The sequence below is a fragment of the Chitinophaga arvensicola genome (genome assembly GCF_900110835.1).
Taxonomy (GTDB): Bacteria; Bacteroidota; Bacteroidia; order Chitinophagales; family Chitinophagaceae; genus Chitinophaga; species Chitinophaga arvensicola.
In genome coordinates, this window is record NZ_FOJG01000002.1 from 3,340,791 (window position 1) to 3,353,698 (window position 12,908).

The 12,908-nt window shown below is 47.4% G+C and carries 5 protein-coding genes; 1 reads left to right on the forward strand and 4 read right to left on the reverse strand.

What is annotated here, in order from left to right:
- The first annotated feature begins 43 nt into the window (after nucleotides 1–43).
- Complete coding sequence (gene mutS, locus BMW79_RS30530) at nucleotides 44–2,653, forward strand: DNA mismatch repair protein MutS (RefSeq protein WP_089902501.1); 2,610 nt, start codon at nucleotides 44–46, stop codon at nucleotides 2,651–2,653.
- Nucleotides 2,654–2,795: 142 nt separating this feature from the next.
- Here the strand turns inward: mutS and BMW79_RS30535 are convergent, their stop codons facing one another.
- From BMW79_RS30535 to BMW79_RS30550, 4 genes are all read right to left on the reverse strand, one after another.
- Nucleotides 2,796–4,373, reverse strand: coding sequence for a SusD/RagB family nutrient-binding outer membrane lipoprotein (locus tag BMW79_RS30535; protein WP_089902504.1), 1,578 nt, complete (start codon nucleotides 4,371–4,373; stop codon nucleotides 2,796–2,798).
- Between the two features lie 37 nt (nucleotides 4,374–4,410).
- Complete coding sequence (locus BMW79_RS30540) at nucleotides 4,411–7,692, reverse strand: SusC/RagA family TonB-linked outer membrane protein (protein ID WP_089902505.1); 3,282 nt, start codon at nucleotides 7,690–7,692, stop codon at nucleotides 4,411–4,413.
- Nucleotides 7,693–8,153: 461 nt separating this feature from the next.
- The gene (locus BMW79_RS30545) at nucleotides 8,154–9,722 is read right to left on the reverse strand and encodes a SusD/RagB family nutrient-binding outer membrane lipoprotein (RefSeq protein WP_089902508.1); all 1,569 of its coding nucleotides are present in this window, start codon (nucleotides 9,720–9,722) and stop codon (nucleotides 8,154–8,156) included.
- 11 nt (nucleotides 9,723–9,733) lie between these two features.
- A complete protein-coding gene (locus BMW79_RS30550; RefSeq protein ID WP_089902509.1) occupies nucleotides 9,734–12,844 on the reverse strand; it encodes a SusC/RagA family TonB-linked outer membrane protein in 3,111 nt (1,036 codons plus the stop codon).
- Between the last annotated feature and the right edge of the window lie 64 nt (nucleotides 12,845–12,908).

Sequence of the window (12,908 nt, forward strand, 5' to 3'; positions counted from 1 at the left end):
CTGCAAAGATAATAGGATGAGATGAGTTTTATATATTTGCGCCATGGCAAAAAGTAAAACGGAAGAAACACCGCTCATGCAACAACATAAAGCCATCAAGGAGAGATATCCGGATGCAGTGTTGTTGTTCCGTGTTGGCGATTTTTATGAAACGTTTAATGAGGATGCAGTTATAGCCGCCCGTGTACTGGGCATTGTTTTAACCAAAAGAGCCAATGGCTCTGCCTCTTATGTAGACCTGGCAGGATTTCCACACCACTCTTTAGATACCTATCTGCATAAACTGGTAAAAGCCGGTCACCGTGTGGCCGTATGCGACCAGCTGGAAGATCCCAAAACGGTAAAAGGCATCGTGAAACGCGGTGTCACCGAAATGGTGACCCCTGGTGTAGCGATCAATGATAAGCTGCTGGAAAACTCCAGCAACAACTTCCTGGCAACCGTACATTTTGGTACAGATACCACCGGCGTATCCTTTCTCGATATCTCCACCGGCGAATTCTTTATCGCCGAAGGCAGTATCGAATATGTGGATAAACTCCTGCAGAGCTTCCGCCCCGCAGAAGTACTGTTTGCCAAACAGCAACAGAAACACTTCAAAGCCACCTTTGGTACACGGTTTTATACCTACACCATGGATGAGTGGATCTTTACCACCACTTACGCGGAAGAAATACTGCTGAAACATTTCCAGACCCATTCCCTCAAAGGTTATGGTGTAGACGGATTACCCGCTGCTATCATTGCGGCCGGCGCTACCCTTCACTACCTCAAGGATACCGAGCACCCGAATCTCCAGCATATTACCCGTATGCAGCGCATCAGCCAGGAAGATTTCCTATGGATGGACCGCTTCACGGTACGTAACCTGGAACTGCTTAACAGCAGCGTGGAAAACGGTCATACCCTCCTGAAAGTACTCGACAACACCGTAACGCCCATGGGCGCACGCCTGCTCAAACGCTGGATGGTATTCCCTCTCCGCGACATCAAAGGCATCAACGAACGCCTGGATACGGTAGAATACTTCATTAAGGAAACCGACCTTTCCAAATCACTGGTGCATCACCTGAAGCAGACCGGCGACCTGGAAAGACTCGTCTCCAAAATACCCCTGAAAAAAATAAATCCAAGGGAAGTGATGCAGCTGGCCCGCTCCCTGCAGCAGGTACAGGCCGTTCAGGCGCTATTGGCAGATACTGACAGCGACTACCTCCGCCGGCTAAACGAAAAACTGGATCCCTGTGCACCGTTGCTGGACCGGATCCTCAACGAGATCATGGAAAATCCGCCGGTACTGGTGAATAAAGGCGGCTGTATCAAAGAAGGCGTGAACGCGGAACTCGATGAACTGCGCAACATCGCCAATAAAGGCAAGGACTACCTCCTGCAGATCCAGCAGAAAGAATCGGAAGCCACCGGTATCCCTTCCCTGAAAATAGCTTTCAACAACGTTTTCGGCTACTACCTGGAAGTGACCAATACCCACAAAAATAAAGTGCCCGACCGCTGGATGCGCAAGCAGACACTGGCCAACGCGGAAAGATATATCACGCCCGAACTGAAAGAGTACGAAGAGAAAATTGTAGGTGCGGAAGATAAAATCCAGGTACTGGAAAGCAGACTATTTGATGACCTGGTACAAAGTTTACAGGCATTTATAAAGCCTGTACAGGAAGACGCACAGGTATTTGCGCGGATCGACTGTCTCCTCTGCTTCGCTCAGAATGCCATGCAGTATAAATACCGCCGGCCGAATATCACCGAAGGCTTCGACCTCGTCATTAAAGAGGGACGCCATCCCGTAATTGAAAGAGGACTGGCCGCAGGAGAAACTTATGTATCCAACGACCTGTTGTTAAATAAAGAAGACCAACAGGTAATCATCCTCACTGGTCCCAACATGTCCGGTAAATCGGCCCTGCTGCGGCAAACGGCGCTCATCACCCTCATGTCGCACATGGGTAGCTTTGTGCCTGCCACCAGCGCGGATATAGGATTAACCGACAAAATATTTACCCGTGTAGGCGCTTCCGATAACCTGAGCGGCGGCGAATCTACCTTCATGGTTGAAATGAATGAAACCGCCAGCATCATCAACAGCATCACGGCTCGCAGCCTGGTGATACTGGATGAAATTGGACGTGGTACCAGCACCTATGATGGCATTTCCATTGCCTGGAGCATCGTGGAATATCTGCATGATATGACACAACACCGCCCGAAAACGTTGTTTGCCACGCACTATCATGAACTGAATGAACTGGAAAACAAACACGTCCGGGTAAAAAACTTCCATATCACCAATATGGAATCCGGTAATAAAATCATCTTTCTGCGCAAACTGGCGCCGGGTGGAAGCCGCCATAGCTTTGGTATCCATGTGGCCCGTATGGCAGGTATGCCGCCGGAACTGATTGATCGCGCCAATGAAGTGCTGGCCAATCTCGAAGAAAAACATATTGATGCGCCATTGCAGAAAAACATCAAGCAGATCAATACTCCGTCACAGAAATTACAACTGAATATTTTTGATGCACACAGCGATGTGTTCCAGCAGATCCGTGAAAAACTGGATACAGTGGATATTAACCGCTTAACGCCGGTAGAAGCTTTGCTGAAGCTGAGCGAGATCAAGAATATGATCGGATAAGCAAAAACTGTTTCAAAAGTGACTTTCCCGGATTGGCCCGGGGGCGTTTTGAAACCTGGCTATAAACCACAACTTAGTACCAAAAACAAAGGCTGACCGGAATGGTCAGCCTTTGTTTTTATCTCATTGTTCACTGGTCGTTTTATTTTACGTTCCAGAAAATTTTGATGTTTGCTTTATCTTTTCCGGCCACCTGCGCATAGTTGTCAGGATTGTAGATCTGTTCAGTGGATGGATACAGGAGTCGCTGCGGCGGCGTAGTAGATCCGGAGGAAGTACCTGTTGCGAAAGGCAGTACAGGATATCCTGTGCGTCTTACTTCTGTCCATGCTTCACCTGCTTGCAGGATGAAGAAGTTCACCCATTTCTGCGTCCAGATTTTTGCCAGTTTCTGCTGGGTAGTACCAGTGTAGGCAATAGCCGGTTTCGCAACAAAATTGCTGATAGCAGCAGCAGATGGTGTAGGCAGGATAGGCCAGGTGCCGGTACTGAATACAGCAGACTGGTTAATACTGTAATAAAAACCTACCGACTGTGAAATACCATTTTCATAATCGGATTGCGGTGCACCAATCCCCCATCTTTCGCCAGCTTCTGCTTTCAGGAAACTTACTTCGGAGGCGGTCAGTATAACGCCTGGTACATTGTAGTTATTAAAGAAGGTAGCGGTGTCGTAAGTAGCATACCCTAATTTTTCATAATCACTGGCAGTACCATCTGTCGGGAAGCCTTTCATACCATGTAATTTTCCCGGGTCCCAGTATACATCAGTACGGGGATCACTGTTGGCAGCCATTACGGTATCCAGTAAAAATGCAGGCGCTAAAGGACTACCTGTTAAAGCGCTCTGCAGATCGCTTTTTAAAGTAGGTGCACTCATTTTGATCACCACATTCTCCGTATTGCTGCTGATCAGCGGATACTTGGACGGGTTGCCCAACATGGTAGTTACCGCTGTTTTAGCACGTACTTCATTTACGAAAGAGGTATGCATGAGCAGGCGCAGACGCAATGAGTTAGTGTAACGTCTCCATGAGGCGATATCGCCATTCAGCATGAAATCTGCTTTTTTGAAGGCAGCCATGATTTCAACCGGAGGAGCAGCTGATTCGAAATAGCTGTTCAGATTATCCAGGCCGGCGATCAGTGTATCATAAATAGCTGCCGCGTTATCAAACGGAGCGGGGATCACTACGCGGTCGGTATTCAGGGAACCTGCTTTTGTAAAAGGAATATCTCCCCAGAGATCTACCATTTGCGCAGCCTGATCGTACAATACTACTTTGGCGCAGCTCAGGAAAATCAGTTGATCTGCCTGTTGAGCGGGTGTTAATTTACCATAAGTAGTTTCCATTTCGCGGTAGTTGGCCATGATGCCGGGACCTACATAGTTCAGGTCATTATCATCGCTTTTACCACCTGCATAAAAATCTATCCAGCGGTTCTCCGTATAGGTAGGAGAAGGGATATACATTTTTATAGAGGGAGACAATGCCGTTGATTGCGCGAAAGCAGCGGTGGTAGGCAATATAAAAGTGGCGTAATCCCAGTAGGAAGGGCGCATACGCTTGTTCATATACATACCGCTGAGCAGTTTGCTCATAGAACCGGTAGTCGTTAACTCCGGATTTGGGTAGTCATCTGCAATTTGTTTCTTACAGGCGCTAAAAGAAGCGACGAGCAAAATAAGCAGTGAAGTATTTATTAAAAGACGTTTCATTTTAATCTGTTAAGTACGTTTACAAATCAGTATCCTGCTAGAAGCGGGCGCGCAGACTGGCACCAAGACTTCTTGTTGGGCCGGCAGTACCGCCATCAACACCCTGGCTAAACCATTGTGAACCTACTGCTACTTCCGGGTCTAAACCTTTTGGTAAAGTTTTCCATACATAGAACAGGTTTCTGCCGATCAGTGACAATTGCAGTCCCTGGAAGTGCATTTTCTCAACAATGCGTTTAGGCATGTTGTAAGTAAGCGTTACTTCACGCAGCTTGATGTAGCTGTTTTTCTGTACTGCATTTTCATACAAACCATTGGTTTGCCAGTCGTACTGACTCATATAATACTGAGCGGCAGTAATTACTTTCTCATTCTTTTTACCATCGGCGGTTACACCAGGCAGGATTACACCATCGTGGTGCGCACCATTCGGGTTAGCCACCAGGTTGCCGCTGGCGTAGTCTACTGCGTCATAGGCAATACCACCATGTGCAGCGTCTCTGTATTTCAGGGTACTGTTAAACATACCCGCACCTACCTGGTAGTAGTAAGGAATAGATACCAGGTCGCCACCTAAGCGGTAATCCAGGGTAAAATCCAGAGTGAGGTTTTTATAGCTCACGGAGTTAGAGAAACCACCTACTACTTTAGGCATGATGTTACCGGCCAGTTCCCATTTATTGGTGTTGGCAGTATAGATACCGTCTCCATTTACCAGGTAATTACCGTTGGCATCTTTATCGCGCGGATGCACATAGATATTACCCAATGGATCACCTACGTTTGATTGCAGGAGCAGATAGCCACCATCGTAACTCTGCATGGTCAGGGTCGTCTGGCCATCTCTCAGGGCAGTCAGCTTGTTTTTGTTGATTGCAAAATTGAAACGGGTAGTCCAGCGGAAATCTTTGGTAGCAATTGGTGTAGCATTGATAGCTGCTTCGTAACCATAGTTGCTCAGATCTCCGGCATTCATGATCTGGGAAGTAGCGCCTGAAGATGCAGGTGTACTCATGGTCAGGATCTGGTCCATTACTTTATTGGTATAGTAGCTAAAATCTATACCGAGTTTGTTTTTCAGGAACTTCGCTTCAAAACCAACTTCTGCTTCTCTTTTCTTCTCTGATCTCAGTTCTTCATTACCAAAAGAACCCGGACTGGTTTGCTGATAAGGTACGTTATTCTTGCTCAGTGTAACGGTGTACGGCGTATACGCTACGTTCGACTGATACATGTTGGGATGGTTACCCACCAGGCCATAAGACGCCCTGAACTTCGCATAATCAATGAAAGCAGGCAGTTTCGCTACTTCAGACAGCAGGAAACCGGCATTCACAGAAGGATAGAAGTATTTGTTATTTTTTACCGGCAAGGTAGAAGTAGACTCATAACGACCGGTTCCTTCGAGGAACAGAAAGCCTTTGTAGGCGAGGTTAATCATACCGAAACCAGCTACGTCAATCTGTTCTGCACGAACACCGGTAGCATACAGCGGATCAACGGAGTTGGTTAAAGTAAACCAGTTTTCATCCATCAAACCACCTTTGGTTTGGGTATACTGATTCTTATATTTCTGTTTGCGACCGGTAACACCACCTGTGAAAGACATGTCAAAGTCTTTAGACACTTTAGGGTTGTATATCAGCATCGCATCGCCGTAGAAGGAATTGTTATTACGGGTGGTCAGCGCATACTGGCCGCTGTTTTCATAAACAACCGGCTTGGTGTTGTATTGCTGATCGGTAATGGTGACGTTGGTGAAATCACCACCTACACGGCCTCTGAAACGCAGGCTGTTCAACAGGCTTACGTTCAGGGTAGCACTGTTGATAAAGCGGTTCTGTGTTTCATCATACCTGTTACGCAGATTGTTCCACAGGTAGTCCATCAGGTTGGTAGCGCGGAAACGGTAAGCCATTTTCTCGCTCTGATCGTACTGGTTGTTGGTAGCGTCTACATATTTATAACCATTACTGGTCTGGTACCTGTTGAAGAACACATTCATATCATCGAAGCGGCTAAAGAAGCCATCGAATGAACCGAAGATGTTGCTCATTACATTTGCACGGTTGTGAACAAAGCTGTTGTTGTAAGTAGACACCAGGTCTACGCTTACTTTTTCACTCAGTTTCAGTGTACCGTTGAAGTTGAAGTTATTTTTATAGAGATTACTTCCCGGCATGATGCTCTTATAGTCGATGCGGCTGTAAGAGAAGCGGAAGCTACCTTTATCACTGGCATTGGAGATAGCGACATTGGCAGCAGAGTTGTAACCATCCTGGAAGAAATCCTTGTAGTTATTTTTCTGTGCGAGGTATTTACGGGTAGTTCCATCCCAGTACTTTACATCGCGGCCATCGAACTTCGGACCGAACTGGTCGTACGCTCTGTAGTAGGGGTGCATGGCGCCGTCTGCATCTTTGATCCAGCCGTCAGAATCCGCACCTACCTGGAGGTTGGTGGCAGGATCATAGCCCGGACCATATTCATTCTGGTAATCGGGAGAAGACGCGAGTTTTTCCTGGTTGTACACGTAGTTAACGTCTACATTCAGGCCACGGCCTTTCACGCCTTTTTTGGTGGTGATCACTACTACACCGTTGGTGGCTTCAGAACCATAGAGGGCAGAAGCACTGGCGCCCTTCAGGATGGTCAGTGTTTCGATGTCTTCCGGGTTGATGTCGAGGATACCATTTCCTTCAATCCTGGAGTTGCTGGTACCGAAGGTGTTGGTGGTAGGATCGTTAAAGTTTCTTAATGGTACACCATCCACTACATATAGTGGCTGTGTGCTTAAGCTCACGGAGGATACTCCTCTCACCTGCACGGAAACGCCGCTGGAGGCGCCACCGGGGGCAGATACGATTTTCACGCCCGCTGCTTTACCATACAAAGCAGAAGCGAAGTTGGTGCTTCCGCTTTCGGTGATTTCCTTTGAACTTACGGTACTTACAGAGTAACCCAGTGCTTTGGCTTCTCTCTTGATACCCATGGCGGTTACCACCACTTCGTTCAGATTCTTGTTGTCTTCTTTTAATACGATTTTTAAGGTAGACTGTCCGTTAACAGCTACTTCCTGGTTGATAAATCCGATGTAGGAAAAGACAAGCGTTGCGCCGTCTGCTACCTGGATTTTGAAGTTCCCATCCGGGCCTGTGGTGGCTCCGTTGGAGGCGTTTTTCTCTTTTACGGTTACACCTGGCAGGGGTGTTCCTTTTTCGTCCTTAACGGCTCCCGTAACCGCTTTCTTATCCTGCGCCCACGCAGTGATGCAGCAGCATAAGAAAAGCACCGTGGTGAGAAGAAGTGATCTTCGCATGGCTTCCTTTTGGTTTAGTGAATTATAACAAGTGAATCAGACACATAAGCAAAAAAGACACAGAGGTCCCGCTACCATAGTTACCTGCATTGCACAGGAATCCTGATGGTAATCAAGTAGTTTCCGTTCCTAAATTTTAATATGGAATTACTCCATTGGCATTCTCGTCACTCTGGTTGAACAGCAGTAGTAAAACGTTTTAGCTTTATCCCACAAAAAAAAACCTGTATAACCACTCTCCTCATTTCATCTTCGCTACAAGTTTTCAGTTTCATTTTTGAATAACGGTTTCAAACTTAGTTATAATTGTGAGAAGTGCAAAAAAGATTTAACAATTTTTTTATTTTTCGTTAACAGGTCGTTAAGAAAGAGAAAATAATATTCATCGTAATGAAAATAACATTATAGTTAGCATTTCGAAGTAAAGCGGATGTTGTTTGATACAACATCCGCTTTTATGTTTATGGTTTATCCCACCATACAGGCGTCATAAAAATATCTGCTCCCTGATGCGCGTTAGCCGCTTCCACATTGGTTCTGTTCACATCGTAATCGCCGCGTGGATACCGCAACCGCCGGGGAATCTGCCCATTGGTTTCATTATTTTTGTAATTCACGGGCGTCAAAACCGGGAACCCGCTGCGCCGCCAATTCGCAAAAGCTTCATATTCATTCAGGAAAGTTGTAATGTAATACTGGGTGTTGATCGCCTCCAGTTTTGCAGACAACGAACCCGCTGCCACTGCTACCGATTGCGTGGTGGCATAAGCCGTAGCCGCCGCATCATTGTATACAATGGAAGAAGAATAAACAGACCATTGCCAGATTCCTGACCGTACACCTGTTATGAAATACTGCACCGGATCTCCGGCAATCCAGCCACGGGCAGCCGCTTCCGCCAGCATCAACTGCACTTCCGAATACGTGATAAACACATTGGGAGAATTGGGCTGGACGATAATCTGCTTTGGCTGTGAGTAATGTACCAGGTTCGCATCTCCGGTAGATCCAATACCATAAACGGGATCAGAAGAATTGTCGTACCCGTTTGGCAACCCTTTCTGCACAGCGGCTACATCACTCCCACCCGGTGTGGAATCCGGCTTCGGCAATTCTGAAATAATCCTTAAACGTGGATCCCCCTTGCTTTTCAGCATGTCTACAAAAAACTTCGACAACTTGATACTGAGATTGTCTTTTCCTGTTTCCGCACGGCTGCTGGGATACACGCCAATCACATGACTGTTGGGATTATCATAATCGCCCGGTGCATGCTGGATATAAAAAATGTCCTCATTGGCGGTGAAAACGCCGCCTGCCACGGCTTTCTGCACCCACTGCTTCGCCAGCGTCTGATCTGTTTTTTTGGATAACCGCATACCTACACGCAACATCAGGGAATACGCCAACTTCTTCCACTGTGCTGCCGTACCATTATATCCGGAGATGTCGCCCGCCACGGTGCCGTTAACATCAATATCATTGGCCGCCTGCTCCAGCTCCTGCGCAAATCCTGCGTAAATAGCGTCCTGGTTATCATACTTTGGCAGAAATACCAGGTCAGGATAGGCTTTGTCGGCTTCTGAATAAGGAACATCACCATACAGATCGGTGAGGCGCTGCAACACAATGATCCGCGCAATACGCGCAATGGCATTGTAATTTTTCTCGCCTGCATTTGCCGCACTCTGGGTCATCAGCGTAGCCAGAGTTTTCGTGGCATTCGGATAAAACGAGTTAAAGGCTGCACCTGAATAATCATCATTATAGAGGTATTTATCTCCCACATAGGTTAAACTCAGGGAAGATAAATGCTGGATCATCGGTCCGCAATAGATGAGGTTCGCGCGCCATGCTTCGTACTCACCACCGGAAGTAAAGATCAGTCCACGGGTGAGTAAAATACTGGAAGCTACTTTCGGTGCGGAAGTAGGGTCTGTGTTGATCTTCTCAAAATTCTTGGTACATCCGCCCAGGGCCAGCACAACGGCCATCAGCGGTATCAGTGATTTATATATTGACTTAGCCATAATCAGTTGATTTAAAATTTCACATTCAGATTCAATCCGTAGCTCCTGGTTTGTGGATACCCCATTAACTCTGCACCCTGACCGGCTCCGTTACTGTATGTCGATTCGGGGTCTACGTTGGGGATATCCTTATAGATGATCCAGAGATTACGCGCCACAAAGGACAGCGAGGCGCCGGTGAAGGGCGACTTATTCAGGATCTGTGAAGGCAGTGCATAAGTCAGGATCACCTGTCTCAGTTTCACAAAGCTGCCGTCATAAATAAATGGCTCTGCAATGTTGAAGGCTATATTCTGGTAGTAGTCCTGTGCCGGAATGGTTTTATCCACATACTTGGTGGGATCAGCTGCATCCTGTGCTTTGATCTTCACTCCTCCTTCGCGGCCTTCCAGGGTATTCTTCTGTAAGCCGAAATAGTAGGCGTAGTCGTTGGTACCGGAATATATTTTGTTACCCCAGCGTGCATCGATCAGCACACCCAGTGAAAAGGCCTTGTAAGTAAAGTTGTTGTTGAAGCCCATGGTATAAGGTGCTACACCGGTACCAAAAATGGTATAATCGCCCTGCAATGGCTTGCCGGCACTGTTGAACAGGATATTGCCCTGGTCATCGCGTTTGAATTTATACCCTTCTATCACGCCAAACGGCTGCCCCGGCACCTGTTGAATGGTAGCATTGAAAGTACGCACATCGGATATTTTGAGCGATTTCAGCCTGCCGTCCAGTTGTATCACTTCACTTTTGTTGTAGGCAAAATTGGGCGTGATATCCCAGGTGAAATTTTTTGTACGTATAGCGGTCGCCGTTACCATCAGCTCAACGCCTTTATTACTTACTTTACCCACATTGATAAAAGCGGTGTTAAAACCGGAAGCGTTGGAGATAGTTGTTTGTACGATATCATCTTTTGTTGTGCGGGTATAGTAAGAGAAGTCGATACTCAGGCGGCTGTCGAACATGCGTGTTTCAAAACCGGCTTCATAACTGGTATTCACATAAGGTTTCAGGATGGGGTTGGGCACGGCATAACTGCCATCCTGTGCTTTCTTCACATCTGCCACCGGGAAACTGGTAGTGCCCAGTGTCAAAGGATTTTGCACGGTGTACGCCAGTCTTAAGCGATACGGATCGGTATCGCCACCCACCTGTGCCCAGGAGGTACGGATCTTTGCGTAGTTGATCCATTTTGGCATAGTTACGGCATCCGACAGCACAAAGCTCAATCCTGCGGAAGGATAGAAAATACTGTTGCTGTTGGTGGGCAGTGTAGAGAACCAATCGTTGCGACCTGTTAACGTGAGATACAGGTAACTTTTAAACGATACTTCCGCAGACGCATATACGGAGTTGATCTTCTTTTCAAAGATATCGTTTGTTACGGTCTTTGTCTGCAGATTCGTTTGATCGTAGAAGTAAGGAATGTTGAACGTGTTACCGTTCAGGTATAGCTTATCATTTTTGTTGTGCATCACGTTTGCGCCTACAAAAGCGGTGAGGCGCCAGTCGTCGCTAAACTGCCGGTCTACACCCAGCATTACATCCGCATTCAGTTCATAGAAATTTTGCCGGGTCTGGTCGTTGATTTGTCCGCCTGGCACATAGGCAGTGCCGGTAGGGGTTACAGCGAAGTTGCTCCGGTTGTACATATCTGCCCCTATGCGGCCTTTAGCATACAGCCACGGCAGGATGTCGTAACGCAGTTCTGCGGAATTGATAAAGCGGTCTTTCTTATCATTCTGTTCAAAATCGTATACTGAGAACCAGGGATTCGTAATATACTGATTGGCATTCCAGCGAAACTCGTTGCCATCGGGATTCAGCTTGCTGTCTTTCAGTGTTTGCACAGCCAGGCTGGTAGGCAGCATATACAATGCGAAGTTGGCGTTACCGGGAGAGTCGGATACCCTCGGGCGATTGTAGGTACGTTCCCGGATATATTTGGAATATACATTCAGGGTAAGTTTCTTTCCTAACAGGGCGGATACATTCAGCGAAAGGTTATCCCGCCTGATGCCTGAATTGGGCAGGATAGCTTCGTTCTTCATATCTGTAGCGCCAAAGCGGTAATTGATTTTATCGGTGCCACCGCTCATGCCTACAGAGTTGGTAAAAGTGTAACCACTTTTGTAAAACTTCTTGAAATTATCCTTCACCGCGCTATAAGGGCGGCTTTTGCCATCGTATTGTATTACGGGAGATCCGTCTAATTTGGCGCCCCAGCTGAACAATCCGTTCGACTGTGCTTCTGCTGCGGTTTGTGGTTTCAGGCCATTGGTGCCCATGCCGTAGTCGTACTGCCAGTCGAGGTTTTCCACAACGGGCCGGTCAATAACGATATTGCTGCTGAATTCCACGCCTACGCCTTTTCTTTTGGCGCCGCTCTTGGTGGTGATGAGGATCACGCCGTTGGAAGCCCGCGATCCGTATAGGGCCGCAGCGTTTCCACCTTTCAGCACCGACATGGTGGCAATATCATCGGGGTTGATACTGGAAATACCATCGCCGGCATCTGTACCACCATATTCGTTGGCGGTACCGAGGTTGTCATTATTGATAGGAATCCCATCTACTACGATCAGGGGTTGATTGTTCCTGTTTTTGTCGATAGAGGTATTTCCTCTCAGGATAATGCGGCTGGAACCGGCCGGACCGGTAGCCGTGGAGGTAACGTTAAGGCCGGCGACTTTACCACTGAGGGTATTCGCGATGTTGGTGGAGCGGGCCTGTGTAAGCTCATCACCTTTGATTTCAGAGACGGAGTAGCCCAGCGCCTTCTTTTCCTTGCGGATGCCCAGCGCGGTAACGACCACTTCACTCAAACTTTTCTCATCTGTTTTGAGTACAATGCTGAGGGGTGAATTATCAGCGGGTACCTCCTGTGATAAATATCCCAGGTAGCGGAACACCAGTGTACTTCCCGGTGTTACGGAGAGAGAGAAGCTTCCATCGGCGGTGGTAACAGTGCCTTTGGACGTGCCTTTTACAAGGATGTTTACACCGTTCAGGGGTTGACCTGCGGCGTCGGTTACTTTACCGATAACTGCCTGTTGCGCCCACACAGCGGGGGTTAGCAACAGCAATAAAACGGCAAGCAGGATTGGAGCAATAGAATTCCGGTTCATGCTTAAATGAATAAGGTGAAGAAAAAAGGGGTATATGCCATAGCGTTAGGGAAACAGGAAGCAG

Excerpts from the sequence above, each read along its gene's own strand:
- mutS (WP_089902501.1), top strand. The coding sequence starts at position 44 with ATGGCAAAAAGTAAAACGGAAGAAACACCGCTCATGCAACAACATAAA.
- BMW79_RS30535 (WP_089902504.1), bottom strand. The coding sequence starts at position 4,373 with ATGAAACGTCTTTTAATAAATACTTCACTGCTTATTTTGCTCGTCGCT.
- BMW79_RS30540 (WP_089902505.1), bottom strand. The coding sequence starts at position 7,692 with ATGCGAAGATCACTTCTTCTCACCACGGTGCTTTTCTTATGCTGCTGC.
- BMW79_RS30545 (WP_089902508.1), bottom strand. The coding sequence starts at position 9,722 with ATGGCTAAGTCAATATATAAATCACTGATACCGCTGATGGCCGTTGTG.
- BMW79_RS30550 (WP_089902509.1), bottom strand. The coding sequence starts at position 12,844 with ATGAACCGGAATTCTATTGCTCCAATCCTGCTTGCCGTTTTATTGCTG.